At 52.5% G+C, this 26,725-nt stretch carries 23 protein-coding genes; 13 read left to right on the top strand and 10 right to left on the bottom strand.

Annotation, left to right across the window (positions count from 1 at the left end):
- Nucleotides 1-156 precede the first annotated feature (156 nt).
- The 3 genes from H6G53_RS11140 to H6G53_RS11150 all read left to right on the top strand — a co-directional run bounded on the left by H6G53_RS11140 (nt 157) and on the right by H6G53_RS11150 (nt 4,549).
- Entirely contained in the window at nt 157-2,109 is a 1,953-nt protein-coding gene (locus H6G53_RS11140) for a hypothetical protein (RefSeq protein WP_190532920.1), read from the top strand.
- 133 nt (nt 2,110-2,242) lie between these two features.
- Nucleotides 2,243-3,694: a 9,9'-di-cis-zeta-carotene desaturase gene (zds, locus tag H6G53_RS11145; RefSeq protein ID WP_190532923.1), complete on the top strand. Its 1,452-nt coding sequence runs from the start codon at nt 2,243-2,245 to the stop codon at nt 3,692-3,694.
- A 282-nt stretch (nt 3,695-3,976) separates the two neighbouring features.
- Nucleotides 3,977-4,549: a Uma2 family endonuclease gene (locus H6G53_RS11150; RefSeq protein WP_099532659.1), complete on the top strand. Its 573-nt coding sequence runs from the start codon at nt 3,977-3,979 to the stop codon at nt 4,547-4,549.
- A 197-nt stretch (nt 4,550-4,746) separates the two neighbouring features.
- Here H6G53_RS11150 and H6G53_RS11155 read toward each other — a convergent pair whose 3' ends face one another.
- Both H6G53_RS11155 and H6G53_RS11160 read right to left on the bottom strand, forming a co-directional pair.
- Complete coding sequence (locus H6G53_RS11155) at nt 4,747-5,259, bottom strand: hypothetical protein (RefSeq protein ID WP_190532926.1); 513 nt, start codon at nt 5,257-5,259, stop codon at nt 4,747-4,749.
- Between the two features lie 298 nt (nt 5,260-5,557).
- Complete coding sequence (locus H6G53_RS11160; protein ID WP_099532685.1) at nt 5,558-5,758, bottom strand: DUF2811 domain-containing protein; 201 nt, start codon at nt 5,756-5,758, stop codon at nt 5,558-5,560.
- A gap of 429 nt (nt 5,759-6,187) precedes the next feature.
- On the opposite strand from H6G53_RS11160, the gene trpB reads away from it, so the two are divergent.
- The 4 genes from trpB (at nt 6,188) to H6G53_RS11180 (ending at nt 10,745) form a co-directional block, all read left to right on the top strand.
- Nucleotides 6,188-7,423 carry a tryptophan synthase subunit beta gene (gene trpB / locus H6G53_RS11165; protein ID WP_190353450.1) on the top strand — a complete coding sequence of 412 codons (1,236 nt, stop codon included), beginning with the start codon at nt 6,188-6,190 and terminating at the stop codon, nt 7,421-7,423.
- A gap of 213 nt (nt 7,424-7,636) precedes the next feature.
- Nucleotides 7,637-8,317, top strand: a complete 681-nt coding sequence (locus H6G53_RS11170) for a sulfotransferase family protein (protein WP_190532929.1) — start codon at nt 7,637-7,639, stop codon at nt 8,315-8,317.
- A gap of 70 nt (nt 8,318-8,387) precedes the next feature.
- Nucleotides 8,388-9,884, top strand: a complete 1,497-nt coding sequence (gene malQ / locus H6G53_RS11175) for a 4-alpha-glucanotransferase (protein ID WP_199309215.1) — start codon at nt 8,388-8,390, stop codon at nt 9,882-9,884.
- A gap of 189 nt (nt 9,885-10,073) precedes the next feature.
- Nucleotides 10,074-10,745: a hypothetical protein gene (locus H6G53_RS11180; protein ID WP_199309216.1), complete on the top strand. Its 672-nt coding sequence runs from the start codon at nt 10,074-10,076 to the stop codon at nt 10,743-10,745.
- Between the two features lie 473 nt (nt 10,746-11,218).
- On the opposite strand, the gene H6G53_RS11185 is transcribed toward H6G53_RS11180, so the two are convergent.
- Together H6G53_RS11185 and H6G53_RS18980 are read right to left on the bottom strand one after the other, a co-directional pair.
- Nucleotides 11,219-11,356, bottom strand: a complete 138-nt coding sequence (locus tag H6G53_RS11185; protein WP_190353448.1) for a hypothetical protein — start codon at nt 11,354-11,356, stop codon at nt 11,219-11,221.
- Nucleotides 11,353-11,481 carry a hypothetical protein gene (locus H6G53_RS18980; RefSeq protein ID WP_255512359.1) on the bottom strand — a complete coding sequence of 43 codons (129 nt, stop codon included), beginning with the start codon at nt 11,479-11,481 and terminating at the stop codon, nt 11,353-11,355. The genes H6G53_RS11185 and H6G53_RS18980 overlap by 4 nt, the downstream gene beginning before the upstream one ends.
- Before the next feature lie 329 nt (nt 11,482-11,810).
- On the opposite strand from H6G53_RS18980, the gene H6G53_RS11190 reads away from it, so the two are divergent.
- Nucleotides 11,811-13,994 (top strand): Calx-beta domain-containing protein, encoded by a 2,184-nt coding sequence (locus tag H6G53_RS11190; RefSeq protein ID WP_190532933.1) that lies wholly within the window; start codon nt 11,811-11,813, stop codon nt 13,992-13,994.
- A gap of 118 nt (nt 13,995-14,112) precedes the next feature.
- Here the strand turns inward: H6G53_RS11190 and H6G53_RS18550 are convergent, their stop codons facing one another.
- The gene (locus H6G53_RS18550) at nt 14,113-14,427 is read right to left on the bottom strand and encodes a hypothetical protein (protein ID WP_199291354.1); all 315 of its coding nucleotides are present in this window, start codon (nt 14,425-14,427) and stop codon (nt 14,113-14,115) included.
- An 81-nt stretch (nt 14,428-14,508) separates the two neighbouring features.
- Between H6G53_RS18550 and H6G53_RS19265 the strand changes: the two genes are divergently transcribed.
- Both H6G53_RS19265 and H6G53_RS11205 read left to right on the top strand, forming a co-directional pair.
- A complete protein-coding gene (locus H6G53_RS19265; RefSeq protein ID WP_190532935.1) occupies nt 14,509-14,673 on the top strand; it encodes a helix-turn-helix domain-containing protein in 165 nt (54 codons plus the stop codon).
- 416 nt (nt 14,674-15,089) lie between these two features.
- Nucleotides 15,090-15,509 (top strand): type II toxin-antitoxin system VapC family toxin, encoded by a 420-nt coding sequence (locus H6G53_RS11205; RefSeq protein WP_099534855.1) that lies wholly within the window; start codon nt 15,090-15,092, stop codon nt 15,507-15,509.
- A gap of 51 nt (nt 15,510-15,560) precedes the next feature.
- On the opposite strand, the gene H6G53_RS11210 is transcribed toward H6G53_RS11205, so the two are convergent.
- Complete coding sequence (locus tag H6G53_RS11210; RefSeq protein WP_190532938.1) at nt 15,561-15,740, bottom strand: hypothetical protein; 180 nt, start codon at nt 15,738-15,740, stop codon at nt 15,561-15,563.
- On the opposite strand from H6G53_RS11210, the gene H6G53_RS11215 reads away from it, so the two are divergent.
- Entirely contained in the window at nt 15,739-16,155 is a 417-nt protein-coding gene (locus H6G53_RS11215) for a hypothetical protein (RefSeq protein WP_190532940.1), read from the top strand. The genes H6G53_RS11210 and H6G53_RS11215 overlap by 2 nt on opposite strands.
- A gap of 76 nt (nt 16,156-16,231) precedes the next feature.
- On the opposite strand, the gene H6G53_RS11220 is transcribed toward H6G53_RS11215, so the two are convergent.
- Together H6G53_RS11220 and H6G53_RS11225 are read right to left on the bottom strand one after the other, a co-directional pair.
- Complete coding sequence (locus tag H6G53_RS11220) at nt 16,232-16,645, bottom strand: hypothetical protein (RefSeq protein ID WP_190532943.1); 414 nt, start codon at nt 16,643-16,645, stop codon at nt 16,232-16,234.
- Nucleotides 16,646-16,887: 242 nt separating this feature from the next.
- Nucleotides 16,888-18,183 (bottom strand): VWA domain-containing protein, encoded by a 1,296-nt coding sequence (locus H6G53_RS11225; RefSeq protein WP_190532946.1) that lies wholly within the window; start codon nt 18,181-18,183, stop codon nt 16,888-16,890.
- A gap of 314 nt (nt 18,184-18,497) precedes the next feature.
- Between H6G53_RS11225 and H6G53_RS11230 the strand changes: the two genes are divergently transcribed.
- The gene (locus H6G53_RS11230; protein ID WP_099534860.1) at nt 18,498-19,046 is read left to right on the top strand and encodes a hypothetical protein; all 549 of its coding nucleotides are present in this window, start codon (nt 18,498-18,500) and stop codon (nt 19,044-19,046) included.
- 92 nt (nt 19,047-19,138) lie between these two features.
- Here H6G53_RS11230 and H6G53_RS11235 read toward each other — a convergent pair whose 3' ends face one another.
- Both H6G53_RS11235 and H6G53_RS11240 read right to left on the bottom strand, forming a co-directional pair.
- Entirely contained in the window at nt 19,139-23,416 is a 4,278-nt protein-coding gene (locus tag H6G53_RS11235) for a WD40 repeat domain-containing protein (RefSeq protein WP_190532949.1), read from the bottom strand.
- Between the two features lie 15 nt (nt 23,417-23,431).
- Nucleotides 23,432-24,817 (bottom strand): ATP-binding protein, encoded by a 1,386-nt coding sequence (locus tag H6G53_RS11240; protein WP_190532951.1) that lies wholly within the window; start codon nt 24,815-24,817, stop codon nt 23,432-23,434.
- Nucleotides 24,818-25,551: 734 nt separating this feature from the next.
- Between H6G53_RS11240 and H6G53_RS11245 the strand changes: the two genes are divergently transcribed.
- Nucleotides 25,552-26,718 carry an FIST signal transduction protein gene (locus tag H6G53_RS11245; protein WP_190532954.1) on the top strand — a complete coding sequence of 389 codons (1,167 nt, stop codon included), beginning with the start codon at nt 25,552-25,554 and terminating at the stop codon, nt 26,716-26,718.
- The last annotated feature ends 7 nt before the right edge of the window (nt 26,719-26,725 follow it).

The following is a 26,725-nucleotide window of genomic DNA, read 5'->3' on the forward strand; positions in this document are numbered from 1 at the left end:
TTAAGCCACCGTTTCGTCAGGCTAGCGCTGATGCTGGGTTTGGCAAGTGCTAGTTGGGAAGAATTGCGATAATGGAACTGGAAAAGCTGTGTCAGAACGTGAAAATGGGGTGCGCACTGCTCTTTCCAATGCGCTGTGTTGTTGGGGATCTGGGATATGCAAAGTTTGCCAAAGGCGACGATCGAACGGTTAACACAACTTCCGTTGTTGCGAACCACTTGGCAGGGAGACCTGAGACCGGTTCATAGCCGTGCCCTCAATACCCGCGCAAACCATGATGCCCAAAGGCTCTGTGTGTTGTGGATGGATGTTAGTCAACCCTCGTTGCGCGCTTTGGAGCCGGTGACAGAAGAGGCGGGTTTCGGAGCGGTGGTGCGGGTTTTGCTGCAGGCCATTGAACAACCCCGAGGACAACAGCCGCCGGGACGGCCCCAGCGGTTGGTGGTTTGCAACCGAGAATTGCAATTTTTCCTGCGCGGCGCACTGCAAGGGCTAGACATCAAGGTGGAATACGGCGCGAAGCTGCCTCTGGTTGATGATGTGGTGCAATCGCTGGAAGCCTATAACCCAGAATTGGAAGTGCGAGACATTTGGGATTCGCCCCACGCCAAACGGCTGGTTCAAGCAATTCGGGCCACCTGGCGATCGGCCCCTTGGATGTTGTTGGCTGAATACGAAGTGGTGGAAATTAAATTTGAGCTGGATGAGCCACACCAGTTCTATCTATCCACTTTGGGCATGGAGGGGTTGGAGCTGGGATTGTTGCTCTATCGATCGCTGGAATCGTTGGAGAAATTCCGCAAAGATATCATTAGCAGTCCCCATCGAGCAGAACCGCACAAGATGGAAGAGATCTTTCTGAATCAAGATTGTTTCTTCCTCACCTTCAATGATCTTGAAGAGAGCGAAGCACCATCCTCCCAAAGCCCCATTCTGAGTGAATCGGCTTGGCCAGAATTGGGCAGCATTCATCCCCTTGAAGGAATGCGAGATCATCTATCAGATGATGAATTGATGGTGATGGTCGTAATTTTGGAAGCGCTCAATCAGTTCATCAAGCGCAACAACAAAATCCTTTACGATGCTGACGATTTCCCAAGCCTCAAAAACCAATTTCGGATTCTGAATCCCTTAGCGAATCCTAATCCTGGCCAGAAGCGTAAACAGGACAACATTGCTGTCACGATTCAGACGCGCCCTGACGTGACCCTGCGATTGCTGGAATCGGTTGCGGATCCGGAATCCCTGGCGGCTCATTTGCTGATGCCCGATTTTATGGATGACTTGGATGAGGATGCGGAGGGCATGGCCGCTTTGGAGCAGATCCAAAAATTGCTGTCCCTTGCATCGGGACGGGATGTTCCTCTGGGATTGGGCAATCCTAATTTGAATCCTGGCTATGTTCCCAGGGCGCTGAAATCGGCATCGTCTCAACAATTGTCATCGGGTTCACGCCACTATTCTCAGGAAATTGAGATGGATTGGTTGCCGGAGGGAACGTTGGTCAATTTGGAAACCAATTTGCCTCGGGTGACCTATGACATGATCCCGGATACTTTTCGATCGCCCTTGGTGGACTATCCCTTCACGCCAAATAGTTTGACGGGTGGCGGTTCGGTGCAGGAAGGCCAGCAGAAAAAAGCTGGTTCTGGGAAGGCTGCTGGAAAGACTGCTGCTCAGTCGTCGAAGCGATCGCCCCAGAGTTTCCCGCTACTGGCTTTGCAAACCTCCCAACCCAAGGCCAAGGCGTTGATTGATGAAGTGCTGAGTCAAGATCGCCCGATCGCGATGGGGGTAATGTCGAGTTATGACCAGTTTGATCAGGCTTACGATTTATTGGTGCTTTACACGGCGCAAGGTCGTTTGCTGGGGGTGAATGTTTATTGGCAAGATGACCCGTTCGATCTCGCATTGATTGAAGACTGGCACAAACGAACCAAGGCGGCGGGAAATCGCTGCTCGGTGGCGGTGTTTAAGGGAGCCACGGGCAAGAATCGCGGCATGGTTGATCCATTAGATCTGATGCGGTTGTGGGATATCCATGTGTTGAGCATGGAAGATTTGCTCCGATCGGCAGTGCAGGCTCAAATTGCAAGGGAGAAGGCCTAGGGGCGACGGAAGCGGGCAACGGCGATGTTACAATCCGTTAATATTTTGAGCGATCGAGTTGGGTTAACCGTTCCAGGAACCCGCCGCCCGATCGCCCCTACTCACCCGATGCACAGAAGGATTTGAGGCAGCCATGCGAGTCGCGATCGTGGGAGCCGGATTAGCCGGATTAGCCACCGCCGTGGATCTAGTCGATGCGGGCCATGAAGTGGAAATCTTTGAGGCCCGCAACTTTGTTGGCGGCAAGGTTGGCAGTTGGGTTGATGCAGACGGTAACCATGTGGAGATGGGCTTGCACGTCTTCTTTGGCTGCTATGAAAACCTGTTTGGCTTGATGAAAAAGGTGGGAGCCTTTGAAAATCTGTTGCTGAAGGAGCATACCCACACCTTCGTGAATCGGGGTGGCAATTTGGGCGAGCTGGATTTTCGCTTCCCGATCGGGGCCCCTTTCAACGGTCTGAAGGCTTTTTTCACCACTTCGCAACTGTCGGTTGCCGACAAGCTGGCTAACTCGATCGCCCTGGGAACCAGCCCGATCGTCCGGGGATTGGTGGACTTCAAGGGCGCAATGAAAACGATCCGTGAGCTGGATCGGGTCAGCTTTGCCGACTGGTTTCGCAGCCACGGCGGCTCCGACGGCAGCTTGAAGCGGATGTGGAACCCGATCGCCTACGCCCTCGGCTTCATCGACACCGAAAATATTTCGGCGCGGTGTATGCTCACCATCTTCCAATTCTTCGCCGCCAAGACCGAAGCTTCGGTGTTGCGGATGCTGGCCGGCTCGCCCGATGAATATTTGCACAAGCCGATCGTGAAATACATCACCGATCGGGGCGGCAAAATTCACCTGCGTCGCCGCATTCGGGAAGTGCAATACACCGAAAGCAGCAACGGCGAAATCCGCGTCACGGGCCTCGATGTGGCCGACGGGGAAGCCACCGAGCGCATCACGGCCGATGCCTACGTGGCCGCCTGCGACATCCCCGGAATTCAGCGCCTGTTGCCGGAATCCTGGCGCAAAATTCCCGAATTCGACAACATCTATAAGCTGGAAGCCGTGCCCGTGGCCACGGTGCAGTTGCGGTTCGATGGCTGGGTCACGGAAATGCAAGATCCCGAAGCCATGAAGGATCTGAGCAAAGCACGGGGCTTGGATAACTTGCTCTATTCGGCCGATGCGGATTTTTCTTGTTTCGCGGACTTGGCCCTCACCAGCCCCAAAGACTACTACCGCGAGGGCCAAGGCTCCCTGCTGCAATTGGTGTTGACTCCCGGCGACCCGTTCATCAAAAAGTCCAACGAGGAAACGGTGCAGCATGTCCTCAAGCAAGTCCACGACCTGTTCCCCTCGTCGCGCAGCCTGAATCTGGTGTGGTCGGGGGTGGTGAAGCTGGCCCAATCGCTGTACCGCGAAGGGCCGGGCATGGATCCCTATCGCCCCAACCAAAAGACCTCGATCGAGAACTTCTTCTTGGCCGGCAGCTACACCATGCAGGACTACATCGACAGCATGGAGGGCGCAACTCTCTCGGGCAAACAGGCCGCGAAGGCGCTGTTAAGCACCAAACTCCCGATCGCGGCCTAGCCATCGGCTGCCCATGATGGGGTTGATGGGGTCATCCTCGGGCAACCGGGGGTAACCGGGCGATCGGGTCATGCCTTCAAGTGCTGATCGCAGCAACGTGTGGGGTGGTTAATGGCCACCCTCCAGGTTCAACAGTTTTGATCGTGCAGAAGTGTTGATTGTGCAGACGATTCAGACCAGTTCAGGCCAGTTCTGAACCCACTTTTCTGCATCTCAAAATTCTGGTGTCAAAATAAATCAATTGGTTATAAATCAATTGGTTGCAAGCACGGTGATGTTCACATGCTAGAAACCCTGACCGCCCCGATCGCCCTGGCAGACTTTTTGGAGTTGCCAGAAACCCAACCAGCGAGTGAATATATCGACGGGCAAATCCTGCAAAAACCCATGCCCAAAGGAAAACATAGCCGAATCCAAAGCAAGTTGACTGCGTTCATCAATGCAGTAACGGAACCCTTAAAGTCAGCCAGTGCATTTACCGAATTGCGTTGCACCTTTGATGGGCGCTCGATCGTGCCGGATATTGCTGTCTTTTCTTGGGAACGGATTCCCAAAGATGAATCGGGTGAAATTGCCGATCGATTTCTGCTGGCTCCCGATTGGGTGGTGGAGATTCTGTCTCCTGATCAAAGCCATGCCCAATTGTTTAAAAAACTACGCCATTGCTTTCAGCACGGAACGATCGCTGGTTGGATTATTGATCCTGCAAACAAAGCGGTGATGATCTATCGGCCGGGTCAAGAGGCACTTTTGTTTGATTTAGAAGAAATGCCCGATCGCCCCTTGCCCATTCCAGAATTTGTTGGAGAGCTGACCCTCACCTCAGAAGTTTTATTTAGTTGGCTGGCACTCTGAAACTGCGAAGAATGCCAAGAATGTCAAGAATTCAAATTCTTCAAATCCTGCAATTTCTTGTCCAGCCTTTGCCTAGAACCATTTGCCTAGAACAATTGGTACGACAGATTGCAGATGTCATAAAATAACGATTCGGTGGGCATTGCCCACCCTACGGGCTAAGGTTCACCATTAGTTAACTCACCGTTAATTAACTATTAATTCACCAGTTTCTGTTGGGCTTGCCGTTGCTTTTTGCGTTCCACCATGGCTGATAAATGCCGTCGCAACAGAGCGCTACCTTGCAAATTCTGATTTTCTAAATATAAATCTCCCGCCTTCACCAACCGAGGAACGGCTTCATTGTCATTGAGCAAATTGGCCAAGGCCAGACCCCAGTTATGGTAAGCCTCCGGCCAATTGGGTGCTAATTCTAGGGCCGTTGCAAATCGCTCACCGGCTGCTCGGTAGTCCCCTTGCGTAAACAACGTTTGTCCTTGATTGAAAGCCGCGATCGCCTTAGGAATTCGATCGCCGTTCTCTGTTGGCAAGGGAACCGCCTCCGTGAACAAAATCGATCGGCTACCCTGGCCGCGATAGGCCCAAATCATAATCCCTAAAGAGCCACCCAACACCGCACCAATTACGCCAAACCAAAGGGCAAAGTCTCCCCACTCCAAGCCCAGGCGATCGAGCAATGGGGAGTCAACCACTGCCGTGAGTGCTGTCATGAGTGTTGTCATCACTGCTGTCATTACCCCGATTATGATCATTGATGGATGAATTTGCTGAATTTGACGAATGAATCTGATTCGTCGGTTCCATAGACCAATTTCTAATCAGTTTAAAACCAATCAGAAACGAATAGAGCCAAGGGATAACTCGATCCTCCCTTGGCTCTGCAATATTGAGTTTCATCTCTGGAGCTTTATCACTGGAGCTTCAACTTTTCAATTGAAGGCTGATTGCGATGGTTAATGCTGTTGCCTTCCTGATCGCCCGATCGCAGGCCAAGCCGAGCCAAAACCCCTAAGCCGGTTGGCGAAACAGCGTTGATAGATAAACCCGCGACACCCGCCGATCGCTCTCCCCGTTTTGCAACAGAAAAAGCGACAACGCCGCTGCAAACACCCGGTTCAAATCCCAGTCGGGATGCACTTCCAAATAATCCTTAAGGGCTTCGTGGAGTTCTTCAGGAATTTCCGCCACGATGCTAACTGTGCCACTCATCGGCAAAACCCCAGCCACATTGGTAAGCGGCAACATTGTGCGCCAGGCTCCCGGCGATGTCAATGCTGCGAAATATTGCGATCCAGTTCAAAAACTCAGAATTTTTTCTGAATAGCACATATTTTTACTCATTTAATTTACATAAAGTCATGAAAAATCGCCTTTTATGAGAAGTCGGGCGATCGTCCAAAACAATCCCCAACTGAACGACAAACCGTATCGTTGGCGACATAGCCTGTGGAAAACTCCGTCATTTCTGTGGAAAACTTGGGGGTCTTCTGTGGAAAACCTGTGGAAAACTTTCCCCCAAGATAAGAATTTCCCCTTTGCAAAATGATTTGTATCCTCAGAAATCCTAACCGGGGGCCTTGGATCGTCAGCCCAGCGCCCAATGCGATAATGGAGGTGTTGAATTCAGCCCAGCTAGTCGTGACCGTAACCCCGCTCCGTTCCGCCACCTTCAATGCCCAAGTGCCCGATGCCCTCGGCCGGTTTGGCCAGTTCGGCGGCAAATACGTTCCCGAAACCCTGATGCCCGCCCTGGCTGAGTTGGAGCGGGCCTACGAGCACTATCGGCACGATCCAGACTTTCAAGCGGAACTGCAAGGGTTGCTTCAGGACTATGTGGGTCGCCCCAGCCCGCTCTACTTTGCCGAGCGACTGACGCAGCACTACGCCCGCCCCGACGGCAGCGGCCCGCAAATTTACCTGAAGCGCGAAGACCTGAACCACACGGGCGCACACAAAATTAACAACGCGATCGCCCAAGCCCTCCTGGCCAAGCGGATGGGCAAACAGCGGATCATTGCCGAAACCGGAGCCGGTCAACACGGCGTGGCCACGGCCACCGTTTGCGCCCGCTTTGGCCTCGATTGCGTGATTTACATGGGCATCCATGACATGGAGCGTCAGGCCCTGAACGTGTTCCGCATGAAGCTGATGGGTGCAGAAGTGCGACCCGTGGAAGCGGGAACCGGCACGCTGAAGGATGCCACCTCGGAAGCGATTCGCGACTGGGTGACCAACGTGGAAACCACCCACTACATCCTGGGTTCCGTGGCTGGCCCCCACCCTTACCCGATGATGGTGCGCGACTTCCACGCCATCATTGGTCAGGAAACCCGCCAACAGTGCCAAGCCAAATGGGGCGGACTGCCAGATATTTTGCTGGCCTGCGTCGGCGGTGGCTCCAATGCTATGGGGCTGTTCCATGAGTTCGTGACGGAACCAACCGTGCGGATGATTGGCGTGGAAGCGGCCGGCGAGGGAGCCGAAACCGAAAAGCACGCGGCTACCTTGACCAAGGGCCGGGTGGGCGTGTTGCATGGGGCCATGAGCTATTTGCTGCAAGATGGCGACGGCCAGGTCATTGAGGCCCACTCAATCAGTGCTGGGTTGGACTATCCCGGTGTGGGCCCGGAACATGCCTACTTGAAGGATGCGGGACGTGCGGAATACTACAGCGTGACGGATCAGGAGGCGTTGGATGCCTTCCAGCGGGTGTCGCGTCTGGAGGGAATTATCCCGGCGCTGGAAACAGCCCACGCCTTTGCCCATCTGGAAAAACTTTGCCCGACCTTGGAAGGTAGCCCCAAAATTGTGATTAATTGTTCGGGCCGGGGCGATAAAGATGTGCAAACGGTGGCTAAGGTGTTGATGCCTTAGGCCTGGTTGGCACACCCGATCGCTGGGGACGGGAATGGCTGATTTTCTGAGCCACATCCGTGGGGGCGTACAGCGGTACGCCCCTACCCGGATGCCTTCTACTCCCGAGGTTTTGCCCCGAGATTTTGCCCCGAGATTTTGTAAAGGGCGACGGCCAAATCAGGGAAGCATCGCCACCGCCAAAACCGCACGAGGGCGAGAGTTGCAACAACCATGAAAATTTTGGGCGCGGGCCTCAGTAAAACGGGCACTTCTTCACTTCATGCGGCTTTGCAGATTCTGGGGTTGTATGGGCTGCATTTCGATCGCGATCGCCTGAACGAGATCCTCAGCGGCAAGGTCACCCAACCCAATTTCCGCTGCTATGACGATGTGGATGTGGTGACGGATTTGCCCAGCGCCTATTTTTATCGGGAGTTGGCGTCCGCCTATCCCGACAGCAAAATCATCCTGACCGTGCGCGATGTGGATGCCTGGTGGCGCAGTGTGGAATTTCACATCAATCACCGCTTTCCCGTGTCACCTAGCTTGGGGATTCGGGCCCAGCTTGCCCAGCGTTGGCAGCTCGATCGCTGGTTGAGCCATGGGCCTTGGCCGACGGATTGGCAAGTGGGTTGGCAAAACTTTTGGCAAGAAAGTGCATCGCAACAGTTTCGTCGCGACCTGCGCAATTGTGTTTATGGCTCGGCGATCGCCACCGAATTTCTTTATAAGAAGAAGTATCTGGAGCATAACGATCGGGTGATGGCAGAAATTCCGCCCGATCGACTGCTGGTGATGAATATTCCCGCCGGGGATGGTTGGGAAAAACTCTGCCCTTTTTTGGGTATGCCAATTCCCGATCAACCCTTTCCCCACGCCTACAAAACCGAGCACCAAGCCTACAAACGCTGATCAACAAAAAGCAAGACTGACCCTGTGTTAGAGTCATTCCGACCCGATCCGGATGGTTTAAACAATTCCCATGGCCAGACTCAGCGGAATCTTGCTGCACCCCACTTCGCTCCCCAGTCGCTACGGAGTGGGTGATCTGGGTGACCAGGCCATTGCCTTTTGTGACTGGTTGCAAGCGGGGGCCCAGCGGGTGTGGCAAATGTTGCCCTTGGGGCCGGTGGGTGCTGGCAATTCGCCTTATATGAGTTTTTCTGCGATCGCCGGGGAACCGTTGCTGATCAGCCCCGATCGCCTGGTGGAAGCTGGCTGGCTGCCCGCCGCCGCCCTCGAACAAGTGCCCGATTTCAATCCCCATCGGGTGGACTTTGCGGCGGTGCGGGCCTATAAAGATCGCCTGTTTGTCCAAGCCTGGGCTGGGTTCCAAGTTCATGCCACCGCAGAACAACGCACCGCCTTTGAGGAATTTTGCACCGAGCAGGCCACCTGGCTCGAGGATTTTGCCCTGTTCATGACCCTGAAGGCAGAATTTGGCCAAATTGTTTGGAACCGTTGGGATGTGGGATTTGCCCAGCGAGATCCGGCCGTGTTGGCCGCCGCCCGCCAAACCCTGGCCGAGCCGATCGCCCTGCAACGGTTTTTACAATTCGTCTTCTTTGAACAGTGGCAACAACTGAAGACCGCTGCCAACGAACGGGGCGTGCAATTGGTGGGCGATGTGCCCATCTATGTCTCCTTCGACAGTGCCGACGTTTGGGCCAATCGCGAGTTGTTTGCTCTGGATCCAGACACCCTCGATCCGGCTCAAATGGCCGGCGTACCCCCGGACTATTTCAGCGCCACGGGGCAACTGTGGGGGAACCCGGTTTATGACTGGGAAACCAACGCCCAAACGGGCTATCACTGGTGGATTAACCGATTCCGCCATTTGTTCACCATGGTGGATTGGGTGCGAATTGACCACTTTCGAGGGTTCGAGTCCTTTTGGGCCGTGCCCCAAGGGGAAGAAACCGCCATCAATGGCGACTGGGTTCCGGGGCCGGGCGCTGCATTTTTCGAAGCGGTGCAGGGGGCCTTGGGCAAGCTGCCAGTGATTGCGGAAGATTTGGGGATTATTACGCCCGAGGTGGAAGCCCTGCGCGATCGCTTCCAATTTCCCGGCATGAAGATTCTGCAATTTGCCTTTGACTCCGGTAGCGGTAACCCCTATTTGCCCCACAATTACCGCAGTCCCAACTATGTGGTTTATACGGGAACCCACGATAATGACACCACGGTGGGTTGGTTTAATGGCCGATCGCCCGAGGAGCAACAGCGCGTAATCCGCTACGCTGGCTATGCGGGCCCCGATGGCATTCAGTGGGATCTCACCCGGATGGCCATGGCCTCGGTGGCCGACTGGGCGATCGTTCCGTTGCAAGACTGCTTGGGCTTTGGCAGCGATTGCCGCATGAATGTGCCCGGCCAGGCCGATAGTAATTGGGAGTGGCGCTGTTTAGAGGGATCCTTTGCCCCTTGGATGGCCGATCGACTCCGGGAGTTGGTGGATTTGTATGGCCGCTGGGGCTAGGGGCAACCTTGCCACGATCGAGCGCCTGATAGTCGTCATCATCAGCCAGGCCACAAAACCGGCCTGAGGACACAAAGGATCAGATTTTGGAGCATAACCCCCACCCGATCGACTCGGGTGTATGAAATCAGGCGATCGCCCCGCATGAGCAGAAACTTTGCCAATCGCCGTCTTGATCTGGCGCGAATCATGCCCGAATCATTCCTTGAAGAATTCGGGCAGAAGGACGCGGGCACAAGACGGTTTTTGCTCAATGCCCTCACCCTATTTGCCGCCATTTCCCCCGAGCAACAACACCAAGCCATCAACGATCTGATTCAGTTTGAAATCATCATTTTGTCCGATCGCTCGCGGGAATTTTTGCGACGACGGGTGCAAGGCTTGCTGAAGCGGTTCTACTTGCAGAAAAATTTGGGCGAAAACGATATTCGTGAATATTACTATCGTTATTACATCCTCACGGGTACGATTCCGGAGCGCCTAACGCCCGATTATCTAAACTTTTTGATGAAGTTCATTGTGGGCATTGAACTCATCATCATGATTTTCTGCATGAGCTTCATGGAGCAGCAGCGCTTCTTTGAACTGCAAGGAAAATATTCCACCCAAGCCCTGTTGTTTTATCACTACATTCGCCCCATCCGCGACAAGTTAGTTCGAGAACGGGTGGTGACGCGGGATCCATCCGGCAATCACTACTATCGGCGGCCCAGCCTCGATCATTCCGAGGTGATGGATTTTGTCTTTGATGTGTTCGATCTCGATCGAATCGTTGCCTTGGGCGAATATGCCGAAAAACTAGCCTTTGAGCGGGACTACATCCACAGCGGCCCCGATGAGCTGGAGTCGGACGGATCCTGAGCGCCATCGCCCTTGCGATCAATGGCTGGCCGATGGCGTAACCGTTGCCTGAACCTTCCCAAATTGCCCTAATCATCCTGCATCACCCTAATTGTCCTGAGGAACCGGGCCAGCCCTTGGGAACCTGGTGATACTGGTTACGTCCTTAATTGAGGAGCCATCGAAAAATAGCCCATGGCCACGATTTACTGAAAAGAATCAAGCTCCTGGGTTCTAATTCCAGTCACTATCAAAGCCTGCTTTTAAAATCAACCCAACCACTGGATTTTGTTTTCAGTAACTCTTAAAACCAAGAAACTGACTGAATTAATTAGATAAAATTTCTAAGCTGCAACCACCAGAAAACTATTAATAGAAAACCCTAGCCTTAAGCTGCATTCCCCAGGCATGGGCAGGAGGCTTGGGGGGATTGCGGTTGATGATCCCTAACCGAAGGACGGGATCGATCGGCCATCGATCGCCCATCAATCTCCTCAGCCCTTCAGGATCAATCCGCCTGGGATGCCTTCCTTTTGGCTCGATCGCCCCTTAGGCCCCAACCCCACGCCATTGCTATCCCCAAACAACCCGAGCCGATCGCCCCGATGGGATTGGGCGGATTGAGCGATCACTCCACCGGAGCGTTGGCCAAGATGCGATCGCCATCCAGCCGATCCTGAAAATCCGGTTCCCAACAGTCGCTCCCCAGACGAACCAGACAGGGCGATCGTTCCCGATTATTTTTCAGAAAAATCAAGAATTGCGGGAACTTTTTGAAAACTTTTCAGAACATTTTGTTCCCGCAAAATTCCCCAAAAAAAATTTCCCCACTTCCGGATTCTTCGATCGCTTCCCGAAGGAATAGGCAGCGAACCACAGTTCACCAACCCGCACAGGGAACGCAACAGCAATTCACTTGCACCTCGATAGCGGTTCCGGTTCCACCGGCCCCTAAGCACCCAAGAATGCAGGACTTGCACCAGCGTTTGGGACTCGAACTCGTGACCGCAATGGTTGCGGCTGTTCGTCCGCGCCTCTTCAACTCAACAGCTCACCTTTTGCAACTCAAGTCCACTGGAGGAGTCAATGGCTGTTATTAACGGAACCAACTTTCCCGATGTCATCCCCATTACTGAAACCCAAGCCGCCCTCGACAGCCTGGCCGGGAATGATGTGATCAGCGGTTTGGATAGCAACGACATCATCCGGGGCTATAACGGAGACGATCGCATCCTGGGCGGCAACGACAACGATCGCCTGTTTGGCAACCAAGGCGTAGATACCCTGGAAGGGGAATCCGGCGACGATGAATTGCTCGGCGGTGCTGGCAATGACCTGTTGTTGGGCGGACTCGGCAATGACCTGATGTTCGGCAACATGGACAGCGACCAACTGTATGGCGGCAGCGGCGGCGACGAGCTGTATGGCGGCAAAGGCAACGACCTGCTGTTTGGCGAAGACGGCGACGATGTGTTGTCCGGCGACCTGGGCGCAGACACCATGCGCGGCGGTCAAGGCAACGATACCTTTGTGATCGGTCGCCGCAGCGACAGCTTCTCGGCCCAGACCGGTCAAATTTCCACCGGCGGTTCCACCATCCTGGAAGCCGACGTGATTGAAGACTTCAACCAATTTGGCCAAGACCAAATTCGGCTGATTGGCGGAGTCACCATGTCTGACCTGGAAATCTTTGATGGTTCCGGTCAAACCGCTGGCAGCGCCATCATTCGCGACAAAGGCAACAACCAAATTTTGGCGGTGGTGAAAGGGGTCAGCGCCAACCAACTGATGAACACCCCCGGCACGTTCAGTTCCGATGGTGTGCAACCTGGATCTGTGCCGCCCCAAGGCGCACTGCAATTTTCGGTGGCCAACCTGACCGGCACGGAAGGTTCCCAAGTGGAAGTGACCGTGACGCGGGATGTGAACCAATCGGCGGGTGCGGTTTCCGTGGATGTGGGTGTGTTGGGCGGCACGGCAACGGCCAACGCAGACTACAAAACCTTCAACCAAACCTTGAACTTTGCGCCGGGTCAAATTAGCCAAACCTTCAAGGTGGATCTGATTGACGATGCGCCTTTGGCCGACAGCGGTGAAACGATTCGGATGTTGCTGTCTCGTCCCACGGGCGGCGCAATCTTGGGCAAGCAGGATTCGGCAATCTTGACGATCGTGGACAAGGGCGCAACGGGCGGCGGCGGAACCACTGGCTCTTCCACTTTCCAATTCAGCGGCGCAACCTACACGGCGACGGAAGGCACGGCCACGGTACAAGCGGCCATCAACATCACCCGCACGGGCGACACTTCCCAAGCTGGCTCCGTCACCTTCTCGACCGGTACAGGCGGCACGGCGACGGCTGGCTCGGACTACACGGCGGTTGCGAACCAAGTGGTGAGCTTCGCGGCAGGTGAAACGACCAAAACAGTGAACGTGCCGGTTCTGTCCGATGCGATTACGCCAGAGGCCGATGAGACAGTTAACCTGACTCTGACGGCTCCCACTGGCGGTACGTTGGGCACTCAGGCCACTTCGGTGCTGACGATCAAGGATGTTGCTTCGGCCCCTCCCACAACTCTGCCCCCTGGTAGCTCAGCAGTTGGCAACACATTGCAATTCAATAGTGATCCGAATGCGGTCACGATTGATGCTGGATTACTCAATCTCTTTCCTGGTGGTGTTAACGGCGGAGCTGGGGACGATCAACTGACGGTTCCTGTTACTACCCCTGCAACGGCTGCAACGGTTCGCGGCGAGGCAGGAAATGATGTTATCAGTGGCACAGCAGCCACTGCCGTCATGACCGTTGATGGCGGTGATGGTAATGATGCGATTACGGGTAGTACCGTGGTTGGTGACAAGCTGTTGGGTGGCGCTGGTGATGACATCATCAATGTTGGTACTGCTGGGGGTGCAACTGTCGTGGGCGGCCCTGGCTTGGATCGAATTGTTGGTGGTACTGGTGCTGGTGCTGGTGCTAACACCTATGCCTATCAAGCTAGCGACACAACAGGCAGCCTCTTGACGGCCGACCAGATTACTAACTTCAAGGCTGCTGACAAGATTGGTCTTGGCCCTGGCTTGACCAGCTTGGTGATTACGCCAGAAGTGGTTAATGTGGCTGGCGTGGCTGGCACGGCTGATTTGGCGCTGTCTTACGTGGATGCGAATAACACGAAGAAGTATCTGGCCGTGTTGGTGGACTATACCGGAACTTTCACAGCGGCAGCCAATGTGACCAACGTTGCGGCGAGCACGTTCACGATCTAGTAGAGCCGCACGAGTTGAGGCAGGACGGAGAAATTCTGTCCTGCGAAGACTGCCAAAAATTTCACTTCTGAACTCGATGGGGGGCTGGGTCGATCGACCTGGCCCCTTTCTTTGGTGGTTAGCGCGGGGCCTTTGTCCAGCCGGCCGCGATCGCCTCCGCCTCCGAGCAAAACCAGCGTTCCCCTCGCGATAGGTCGATCACGGTGCGCTCATAGTCCCGCATTCCTGGCAGGTGATATAGCCGTCGCCCGGTGTTTTGGCCGTCCGTGGTTTGGGAGATGTTGCCTTTGATCGGGCAGTTGGGATCGGGTGGGGTGGTGGAACGGCTGCTGGGGGCTGATTGGGTGTTGGGTCGCTGTTGGGCCTGGGCCGGTGCGATCGCCGTGGAGCCAATAACCAGGGCGATCGCACCGCCTAAAAGCTGATGAAGCATTGAGATCACCAAAAGAAAAGGGTCTGAAGCCCCGCCCTTTTAAGGCGGCTTTTTCTATGATCAGTTTCTATAATGCTAGCTATGAAAGCACGATTTCGCTACCGAATCTATCCCAATCGCCTACAAAGAATAATGCTGGCGAAAACATTTGGTTGCGCTCGTATGGTGTGCAACGATGCAATTCGGTTGCGTCAAGACCTCTATCAGCAAGGGGAAAAAGTTGGCGACACTGAGCTTCAGAAATGACTGATTACCCAAGCCAAACTTTCTGCTTTTTGGAACCAACAAATGACCAAAGCTCGTCCAGTTGCAGGATTAAACAGCCTTTTTTTTAGGGCGTACTTGGGCCTGGCGAGGGATGTTTGAAGTGTAAGATATTACTTGCTCAGAACCCCAAATAACATTAATTAGAAAAACACAAGCATGACTTTACTGGAACTTCGTGAAGCAACCTTAGCCTTGCCATGGCGAGATCGGTGGTTACTACTTTGGACTGTCATTCGATCGCTCTTCATGTTCAAACCACAGGAAATGCCACCGACGATCCTTGAGCGCATGGGTGGATTACCAGAGCATTGGCTTCATGATGGTGACTTGGCTGATCGAGATTTAAGACGAGTCGCCTTGGCCGATCGACTCCATCAATCCACTACAGATCAATCATGAAGCCAGCAAAAGTGCTAGTGGACTCAGGCGTTTTAATTGCTTTTTATAATGCTGAGGATCGATACCACAGTCGAGTTGTTGATTTCTTTAGAACTTGTCGAAGTGAACTGATTACAACTTTGGCTTGTGTCACGGAAGTACTTTGGTTATTGAATAAAAGCTGGCAAGTTCAAAATATTTTTCTGAACCACTTAGCACAGAATATTTATCGCTGTGAGTCATTAAATCGTCATGATTTTCAAAGAATTGTAGAACTCAATGAACAATACTCAGATTTGCCTGGAGACTTTGCAGATTTAGCATTGGTGGCTATTTCAGAACGATTACGAATTGCAGAAATTGCAACTTTAGATCAGGATTTCGATGTTTATCGTCGCTACCGCAAAGAGCCTTTTATTCGGGTCTTTCGCCCCTAACTTGATCAAACTCAGGTTACGCATTACCCACTATCTACTCGCTAGTGAAGTCTAGCGACATGGGATCGCGCGGAATTTGTGGGGAGTGGGTTCCCTGAGGGCGGCCAGTTCATAAACAGGAAGTACCTCCACGATCGGGTGGAGCGTGGGCCGCATACTGGATTTATTCGCGATCCGGCGTTCTGCCAAGTTTTGGAGGCCCGGCTGCTCACCATCAGGAGATGCTGCCATGAAAACCAACCGATTTTTCTCGATTTTGACCGCCAGCCTGGCGATCGCCACGATCGTACCTTGGGCAGCGCCGGCCCGGGCCGATTTAATTGCCCTGGGGCCGGGCATGAGTGAACCGATTCTTCGATCGGGCACGGCCGGCGGCAGCACCAGTACCAGTTGTGGCTTTGTGGCCGGTGCGCCCAACCATCGCTTGGCGGTGGGTCAGGATTTTGGCTCCCTGCGGGTGAAGGTGCAGGGGGGTGATGGTTTAACGCTGTTGGTGGTGGGGCCGAGCGGTCAATTTTGCATTCCGGCGGCCAACGGGGTGGCGGAAATGCCGGGCTATTGGGGTGCGGGCAACTATGACATCTTTGTGGGCGATCGCAACCCCAGCGGCCGCCAACCCTATCAACTCTCGATTTCCACTAATTAATTCCCACTAATTAATCTCCGTTAATTAGTGCTCAAGATGAGTGCTCAAGATGAGTATTCGAGAACTGTAAGAGCGTTCAATAGCGTTGGTCGGGTGGGGTGGCATCTCTTAGCTCTCGTTTGCCCACCTCCACCGCTTGCACATCGATCGTGCCGGGGGCCGATTGGCGCTGCACCGTTTGCCCCAAACCGCTGAGGGGTGTGCCGCAGTTTGGGCAGTTGCTGCTGAAGCCGCGCAGGGTGGTGACGGGATAGCCACAGGCGGGGCAGGGGCCGGCCACCAAGTTGCGCCGCAGCCACCATAAACCAACCACACTGAGCACGATCGGGGTCAAAATCACCAGCAACAGCAACCAACCGATCGCCTGCACCACCACCCCTAAACCGATCGCATTCAGCAGCCCGATCGCCCCTAAAATCAGCAACCAGGGCCCCAGGGCCGCGATCAGAATGGGCCCAGCTTGGGTTGATTTCCAATTAAAACGGTTCACGATCGGGTCAGCCTCTCAGCGAAACAATGGGGGCGATCGGGGTTCCTCAGAATTGGTTATTTAACTGTTGCCACACCTCATTAAATAACCCCAAAAATAATCCCAAGTGCAGCAATGCCATGTTCAGCGCTGAGCTGTCTGGAATGCGGAAAATACCCCATTTCCAGTATGGGCCGCAGGGGTGGCCAACCCAAGCCGATCGGGGGTGGGGTTGCCCGGCGCGATCGGGCGGGATCGCCCCCCTAGCGAAGGGTGGTTTTTGAGGCAATACGGGTCTTTTTGCGATCGGCCTCCGACAGGTCATCGCCCGCCTGGAGTTTGGTGGCCTGGGTTTGCAGCACCGTCGCCGCGTTGCGATCGCCCATTTGCAAAGCCGTTTGGGCCGCCGCTTGCAGCATGGTCACCGCACCTTGGCGATCGCCCGTTTGCAGCTTGGTTTCGGCAATTTGGGTTTGGCGATATTTGGCCAATGCGCCGATGTGAGCCTGTACCGGGGCATTGGGAGCCGGGTGAAAGAGTTCCAGCGATCGCCCAATCACCGCGATCGGCTCCGACAGCAGATCCACCTGACCCGTCGCCGGATCGTCATAACAAACCTGCACTTGAACCAACCGATGATCCCCCGGCGGCAACTGGGCCACATAGGCATTCACCAACACCACCCGTGGCCCATCCACCATCAAATCGCCCAACCGCACCTCCAGCCGACCATCGGGCAACTCCTGCGCCGTCAGTTCCACCGTTTCCGGGGCCACCTGGGCGATCGGCTTCAGCTCCGCCAAGCGCACAGGTGACTCCAACGCCAACAACAACCGCGCATTGGTTAACTGCACCGACTGCACTCGGGCCAAGAGCCTTTCAAAGGCGGCGGGCGCATCTTCCGGCTGTTCGATGTAGCAAAGGGCCCCGGCTCCCGCGTCGGCAATCTGTTCCAGGGTGTCTTGGTTCCAATGGCTGCCAAACCCGAGACAATGGACTGAAATGCCGTAGCTCGCGGCCAATTCCGCCATCTTTAAGCAGCGGGGATCGTTGCCATGCTCGTTTTCCCCATCGGTGAGCAGGAAAATTTGCGACACCGAGGGTGCAGTGGGCAAAATTCCGCTGTGATCGGCGTTGACGTTGCCCAAAAGGCCCGATTCCTTACGCGATCGCGCCAGTTCTTCAATGCCCAGCTTCAGACCCTCATCAATGCAAGTGCCGCCGCCGGCCGTTAAGCCCTCGATCGCCTGCAAAATTGACAGCGGCTCCGGGGCCACTTCCTGACAAGGCAAGATCACTTGGGCCTCGTGGTCAAAGGCGACCAACGACAGGCGATCGCCCAGGGCCAACTGACCCACCAACTGACGCGCCGCCGCTTTCACCATCTCCATCGGTCGGCCGCGCATGGAACCGCTGCGATCGAGAATCAAACACAGGTTCGATCGCACCCGCCCATGGCCGGCCTGGGCCGCCACCGAAATCGCCAGTTGCCGCTGGTTGCGGGCCAACTTGGCATCCAAATTGGCATCACTGAGGGCACATTGCACAAGGGCTGGCATGATTTGCACCTCCTGCCGGAGAAAAACGCATGGAACGCTGGCGGGCCTCAACCATCGCCATCAAAACGATAGCAAGGAACCCAACGCTGAAACCTGCAACCGCACCGAAGACCACTCATCGCCCCGGCAACCAACGCACCGGCAGCTCCAGGAATCGCCACCCACAGCAAACCACCCACAGCAAACTACCACCGCAAACATTGATTGAGAACCATTGAGCAGTCATGAGCGATGGCTTTTTTCTAGGCTATGACTGAAGCGCGACCGGAATCTATTCTGAATCGTCCCGCTTTCTCCGGTTCTAACAAAATTCTATGCAGAAGATTCACCCGAATCTGCGGCGATGGTTGCTGGGCTTCGTGAGTCCCGTGGTGATGATCGGGGCGATCGGGTTGCCGGCCCAAGCAGAGACCGTTGCGCCCAGCTTTTTCCAAGGATCGACTCCCCTCAGCCTCACGCTTCAGGAATTGGACGATCGGTGGCGTGTGTTTAGTGTCACGGGGCAAATTGAAACCAGCAATATGCTGTCTCTGACGGCGGCGGTTTTTGGCGCATCTCCCAGCGACTATTACACGAAGGGCGAAATTGCGGAGGTGGGCGGCGAGCGCTTTTTGGTTGCCTACCGTGTCATGCCCGGCAGCATTACGGAACCGGCCGCCGTCAATGGCAGCACGCCAATTCATGTGTCGCTGATTCATCTCGATCAGGTGGCTTCTTTGAACGATTTCCGGCCCTTCAGCCTGGTGACGGAGATCGATCGCCTCAAGGCCCTCATCCAAAGCCGCGCCGCTTCGCCGTTCAACATGTTCAACAGCGGCGGCCCGCCGCGCTCTTTGCCGCCACTTCCCCGATCGACTCCTTAAAACCTTTTCCAGAAATTTTGCGGGGCGATCGGTTTGTAGTGAATGGGAAAACCGGTCGATCGGGGGTGATCACATATGAGCCACCCGGAACCTTACGGTTTTTGGGATGGTTTGACGCGACAAAATTGCTGTAAATCCGCCGGCGCATCCCGATTCGTCGTCAAATAATCCCGCAACCAATCACATCCTATTTGTAGCAAGCCATCCAGATCTTCTGTTTGGGAGAGGACTCTTAACCAATCAGATTCAGTAAAATTGTTTAGATTAGTATGCAAGAGACTGTTCGAAATACTAGCATTATTTAATTTTAAATTTTTTGCAACATCTAGCTGCAACAAGTTTTCTGCACTCATTTTTTTCATCGCTCGATCTCTCAGTGATTCAAGGTTCACTGCTCCTTGATAAACATTCCAGAATCGAATCACTCCACCATTGGAACCAGAAATAACTTGCTTCTCGTCAGAGCTAAACCTTGCGCGCTCAACCCAATTTGGATGTGGGAGAGTGATTGTTTTTTTGTGTAGATGAGAATTATTTTCGCCAATAAAATGATTCCACTCCCATACCATGGCACTTTTATCACTGGAAGCAGTGACTAACAGGAATTGATTTTTTTTTCCAAAAGAGATGCTTCTCACCGAATCCGAGTGATTCGTCAGTGAAATTGTTCTTCCATTCGCTGACCAGTTCCATAGCTTAACAACGCCATTTTTCAAGGCAACTCCAAGCCATTGATTATCTGCACTAAAATCTGCACTCAGAATACTACTGTCAAATTTTTTGGACTTTATAGAATTAGAGATTTTTAAATTCTCATTTTTTTGCCAATCCCAAACTTTGATTACTCCATCACCTCCAGCGGTAAAAACCAGTCTCCCATCGGGGCTGAAGTTGGCAGAACTTAGCCATTGATTGGCTGAATGAACAAGAGTAATAAGAGGAGCATGAACACTTTTGCGTTGCTTATTCCATTGCCAAATTTTAGCCTCTCCATCATCTCCAAGAGTTATGATCCACTTACCAGTACTATCAAAGCTGGCTGCTCTAATTTCTCCTGAAACACTATGGTTAAGAGTTGAGAATGGTCTTTGAGACTCGGGATCAGTCAAGTCCCAAATTTTAGCTGTTCCATCTTGAGCAGAAGTTAATAGCCATTGACTGTCAGGGCTAAAGCTGACGCTATAAACTGTCTGTGCGTTTTTAACACTAGAGTGTTTTAATCTACGAATTTCCTGCATTTCCTTAATATTCCAAATTCTTGCTGTTCCATCTTCTAGGGCAATAGCTAACAGTTGATCATCTGGGCTGAGTTTGATATCCCGAATATGGGCTTGGTTATCTACCTTGAGCAAATTGATTTCTTGGACAGTCAGAAGATACTTTCCAAGAGTTTCTCGAAGAGATATCAGTGATTGAGAGTCCAATCCTAGTTGCTTGGCAGTAAACCCGATGCGTAAGAGATTAGACAATTGGGCTAATTGATCATCCTGAGTAGATATCGTTCGTAAAATTGTTTGTTCGCGCTCAATTATTTGCTTAAGGTCTTGAGAAGAGTCCCACGACAAAAACGAAGCAATAATTGTCATTATAAGGCTAGCCAAAAATACTACATTTACTCTTTTTTGAAGTTTCTTCATTCGTTGAATATTGCTTTTTAAGCTTGCAAATCGCCGCTTTGCGATTTGGTGCTGCTTCAGTAGTTTCAGCTCGGTAGCTTGGCGTTGAGCTTTTTCTTGAGCAATTTCTGCTAAAAAGGTGACCTTAGTCTGTTTCTGGATAAACTCTGCAATATAGTCATGAACAATTTGATAGGTGACCTTGTTTTGAGAGTGATTTTTAAGAAGTAAACCAGAATCAGTCAGGATTTCTAAAACCAGATTTAGAGCACTTGGATCTTGCTCTAAATCTGTCACCTCTTGGTGAAGAAACAACTGGCTTTTCAGGGGTCGGATCGGTTGATCGCCTGTCAGCAAAAACAAAATCAATTTTGCCAGTTCCACATTCTCCGGGCCACAATCCCCCGTCGCCGCATCGAGATAGCGCTGCACCAACGCCACCTTGCCGCCCGAATTGGCATAGCCAGCAGCCGTGGTGATTCCCTCCGCTTGCACCTGCGCCCCAACAATTTGCAGCTCGATCGGGCGGACTTTGTAATAGTTTCCCGACAGATCCGAAACGATCGCTTCAATCAACTCCGGCTCCCAATCCAGCTCAGCGCGATCGATCAAATCGCGAATCACCTGCTTGGCTTCCTCCAGCCGGAAATTGCCAATTCGATAGAGCACGTTGGTACTGAGTAAGCCCCCATCAATCCGCCGATCTAACTCCGCGCGATTCAGCAGGTAATAGATATATTCCCGACGGATTGAAAAGAGAATTTTGAGACCCGTAATGTCCAAACATTGGCTTAAAAACGCAAACAGCGGCGATCGCCCTTGGCGCTGACCATTCTCAAAAAAGAACTCCTCAAACTGATCAAAAATCAACACCGTGGCCAGGTTACGTTGCTCGGCATTCCGCACCAATTCCCGGGCGATCGCCCCTTGCCAGTTGCCATCCGTCGGCGGTTCGATTAGCCCTTGATGTTCTGCCAACAAAGCCTGTTTCAGTGACTGCCACAGCTTCTCTTCCCAGTTGCTATAGTCACGCAGCACCACTGGTAGACCACTACGAGATCCCAATGTCTCCTGTCTTACTGCTGGAATGATGCCCGCATTGAGCAGAGAACTTTTGCCAGAACCAGAGAAGCCAAATAGTACAGTGATCGAGTTGCCTCGGTCATTTTTTAAGCGCCCTAGGATACGCTCTACATCATGCTTGCGCCCAGCAGCGGAAATAGCTCTTGATGAAAACTCTAGATCAAGTTTTGATCCTTGTAATTCTTTGACTTTTGGAGTTGCTAAGTGGCTGACTCCTACGAAAGCACGAAAATTAAATTCTTCTTCTAGAGATTGATATAAGAATTTATATGAAAAAGCATAACGATAGTCTCGCAATTGCCACTCCGTTTCAGCTAATTTTTTGAGAATAGCAATTGATAAGCGTGGATCAAAATCTGGTTCACCCTTGTTGTGAGCTGTTGCCAAAGACTCACGACTCTCCTCATACTGTTCAAGTCCAAATTGTGCTTGCCCCTTCCCAAACCAATAGCTAGCTTCATCCCGATATCGCACCCAGTCCTTTGACTCTGGATCTCCCGGTAGCCAATGAGATCCAACTGATAGACCTTGGATAGTTGCTATTGCCTGTTCAAACCACCTAATTGCAATTTGCCAGTCTTGGTTTTGGAGTGCAAGCTCACCGCATAAGCCATACACCTTAGCCTGCTTAAAAGGGTTGAGATATTGACGATGCAGCTCTAGTGCTTGTTGTGTTACTAACTGCAAAGAATGCCATTGATTCAGTTGAAGGAGTATATCTCCCCAACTATTAATAAACTTGGCACAAAGATCTAGGCGGTTGGCTTGGTTAAAAGTTGTAATGGCAATTTCAAAAGCTTCGCTTGATTGGGTTAAATAGTCTTCGTAATGACGACGGCTGAAACGAGCGCGCCGTTGCCAAAATTGTGCCAGTGTAATTTGAACTGCTCCAAATTGGATCAAGTCACCGTTTTGCCACCAAAAATGGCTTGCTTTTTGATAGCCCTCGTGAGCTTCTGTTATTGAGTTAGGCTGGGCAGTTATTAGCGCTTGCAACCAAGCTACGTTGGCTTCTTGAACGGCTATATCTTGGCTAGTAAGGTCAGGGCATTGCAACAGAGTTGACCAATCAACCGCGATCTCAGTCAGCTCATGAACGCAAATTTTAGGGTTTTGAATTGCTGATGTGAAATTGGTTTCTAAAACCCAAGTGCGTATGCGATCGGCCATTGTTTGTATCCAATCAGCAAGCTGGGTAGCCGTGGCCTCAAAGGTTTGGGTTGTCGTCCAACTAGCCAAGTCGCTGGCGGTGGTTTGCAATTGCCGAAGCGCCCGATCGTCGAGCCACCAGACCAAGGGCAAGGGAAAGCGATCGCGAAAGGCTTCCCGGCTGCGGTTGGCCTGGGCAAACAGCTCGCGCAGGTCGGCATCGGTCAGCTCACCAAACCCAACCACAGCTAAGGCTCCCGGCGGGTTGGAGTCGATCGCCCGTTCGATCGCCGCAAACAGTTGCCGATCGCCCCGTTGGAGGGTCAGCCGCCGCACCTCCAAGGGGCAGAGGGTTTGCAGTCGCGCCAACAGCCGCTCGGTCAAATCCCCATAGTTGCAACGGGCAATCAGTAGCTTAAATTGCCCCTGGGCCGCCTCGATCGCAAAGGCCAGCCGCTGCAACGCTCGCTCTTGGTCTGGCGAGAGCGCTGCTGAGTCAAATCCTGGGCGATCGGCAGTCATAGATCCAGTCCTGATTTAGCCCTGCAATTCTTCGGCTTCCAGCAAAATCGGGTTTACTTCAAACCACGATTCACCGGCTTCTAAATATTCAAAAACAAACCGCTTATGAATCAGTTGATCATAGCCATCCGCATCACTAACCTTGTTGCCCCGACTACGCACAGCCCGCAACAATTCCCACTCGGCATTACTGAGGGCTAGCTTCATTTCATTGCGGTGCGATCGAATCACTTGCTCCAGAGTCGATCGGGTCAGGGGCAAGCTCATTTCCTCCTGAATCCAACTGTTCAGTAATCGCAGCAAATCTCGGGCATGGCCACCGCTGGCTTGGCAGAGCCGATCGAGCGTGGCTGGCTCATCCACCACCGCTGCGATCGCCATCTGCCATTGGGTCGCATCGCCCGCCGGGTCAAAGGCCGCATCTGCCCGCAGCAACACCATCTGCCGCAACAGTTGTAGCCCGGTCTCGTGCGATCGCCCATCGCGATGACGCACCGGAACCATCGGCAACACCTTGGGTTCTTCGGGAAACTTTTGGGTTAATAAGCCATAGCTATCATCAAACCGCAACCGCAACGGCATGGTGTAAATCAGGTGGCAATTCAGCGCCGACAGCAGATTGCCCCGCTCCACAAACAGATAATTTTGTTGGGGATAACCATTGGGTAATAGGCGGTTATCAATTTTTTCCAGGTTATCAACAATCACCACCAAGCCCTGGAATCCTTTAGCTTTGAGTTGGGCGATCGCCGGTTCAATCAGTTCTGCATTAATCGCATCTCGCAGTTGCCCAGTTTGCGACCCCAAAAACTGATGGAGTTTCTCGCGCAGCTTGGGATTGTCTTTGGTTTTAGCGGTGACTTTGCCAATCAAAAAATCTAGGGAAACTTCGCCTTTGTTGTTACCAGAAACTTTCAGACCTTGGGGCAAACCGGGGATTTTGTCGGAACCCAATTCCAGATTGCTCAACTCAAATTCCGTGGTGAGAATCCGTGCCGCATCATCGAGAATTTTGCGAAATCCTTTGGGTTCACCGAGATCGATATTGTCCAAACTTTGGCTGATTTGCCGGGCGATCGACAGCAACACATCGCCCGCGTCCACATCGGTCATTTCCAAGTCGCGATCGACCTGAAAATACACCACATGGAAGCGATCGCCGCGCAAATCCTTCACCAATCGCTGCAACTCTGTGGATTTGCCACAGCCCACATGGCCCGTAAACAGGGTACAAGTGGGTTGGTCGGGACTCAGAAACGAGATCCGATTACGAATTTTCTTAATAATTTCGCCGCCACGCACGGGCGCAAAGTCCACATAGAGTCGCGCATCGTTGGGATCAGCCACATTCAGGGTTTGGCTGGGGTCTGTAGCCCGATAGAATGCACGCAAATCGGTCATAGCAGCAGATGTGAGAACGGCATTGCTTCAACCATAACCCACTGATCCGGGAGAGATGCAATACCTTTCACCCCCGACGCGATCGCATTTAGCTATTAACAAGTGATGCCATGGAGTATTTGACGATCGGGTGGTAAGCAATGATCGCCGTGGTGGACTGCCCCGGATAAAGCTGATTGTTCTCATTCACCTATTATTATTAAGTGTAGACTAACTAGATATTAAATGTATGTTAATCAAAGCAGCCCAGCCGCTACAGACCTTCCATAACAGCTTCACCCAGCTTATGCAGCGAAACAGCCACAACCCGCGATCGCGCCGAGCCAGAGGGTAAATTAACCCGCCTCAGCCAAAGCCCCCATCACAAGCGCCACCCATCAGCCAGGCGATCGCATCGGGTCAGTTATTTCATATTTCAGAACCGCAACCCCTAGATGGAAATCATCCCGAATTTGCGGTTTAATGCATAGTTGTAATGCCTGAATAGCTGGTAATTATTTATACATTCGCCATGCAATTATTGATCAGACCGTAATAACGACGCAGAGCGCTAAGCCAAATGTGCTCTCCATTACAGATTAAGCAGCGCATTTATTATTTTTTGCTCATGAAACTTAACTTGATCGTCAGTGTCGGTCAGGTAATAATTCCTGTTGAAAGATGACTGACATCGTAAAGCTTTCAGGACAATCAAGCCAATCACATTGATCAGTCCCCTTGCAGAGGAAAGACACATGCTCAAAACAGTTCTTGGTCATAGTGACGATCCTGACTCCCAAGATGCTATTGAAGAAGTGCTAGAGCAATGTACCCGTGAATTGGCAGGAATGCTGCCCAAGGCAGGATTGTTATTTGCGGCTATTGATTTTGATCATGCCTTAATTTTACAAAAAATCAATCAGGTTTTCCCGGGTTTGCAACTCATTGGTTGCACCACCGATGGAGAAATATCTTCAATTTTAGGGTTTCAACAAGACTCGCTGACCCTAACGCTATTTTGCTCAGACACCGTAGAAATTTACGCGGGTGTGGGTCGCCAAACTGAACAGGACGCGATCGCCGCTGCTCGCCAGGCCGTGCAGCAAGCCACCGAAAAAAGCCTAACCCCCGCCAAACTCTGCATCACAGTTCCAGCCAGTTATACGGCTGATGGTTCAACAACCAGCGGCGAGCAAATTTTGAAAGGATTGGAGCTAGCTTTAGGGAAAAATGTCCCCGTTGTGGGTGGAACCGCAGGCGATCAATTTCGATTCCAGAAAACCTATCAATTTTTTGGAACAGAGGTCTTCACCGATGCTCTGCCGGTTCTAATTTTTGCTGGCGATTTGCGCTTTTCCCATGGCACTGGTTGCGGTTGGCAGCCCATTGGCTCCAAGAGCACGGTCACTAAGTCTCACAAAACAGTTTTGTATGAAATCGACGGTCAATCGGCGCTGAACTTTTACCAAAAATATTTGGGCGATCGCTCTCCTACCGCAGAGCATCCTCTCTATGTTTATGAAGGAGATAGCGATCGCTGCTATCTCCGAGTTCCCAACACCTGTGACTTAGAAACAGGCAGCATTAATTTTTTGGGAAACATCCCCCAAGGCGCGATCGTGCAGTTGGCTGAAATTAGCCGAGACCAAGTGATTGCTGCCTCTGAAACTTCTTTCAAGATGGCCCTAGACAATTATCCTGGAACCGAACCAGAAGCAGTGCTGATCTTTTCTTGTTGCTGTCGTCGTTGGCTGTTGGGAACAAGAGCCAAGGAAGAATATGATTTAGTTAAAACTGCGCTGCCCAAAGTCATGCCGATCGCGGGCTTTTATACCTACGGCGAGTTTGCACCACTTCAACAACAGGGTTCTAATTACTATCATCAAGAAACTTTCGTCACTCTGCTTTTAGGCACAGCATAAAAGTCCT

It is taken from the genome of Limnothrix sp. FACHB-406 (assembly GCF_014698235.1).
Taxonomy (GTDB): domain Bacteria; phylum Cyanobacteriota; class Cyanobacteriia; order CACIAM-69d; family CACIAM-69d; genus CACIAM-69d.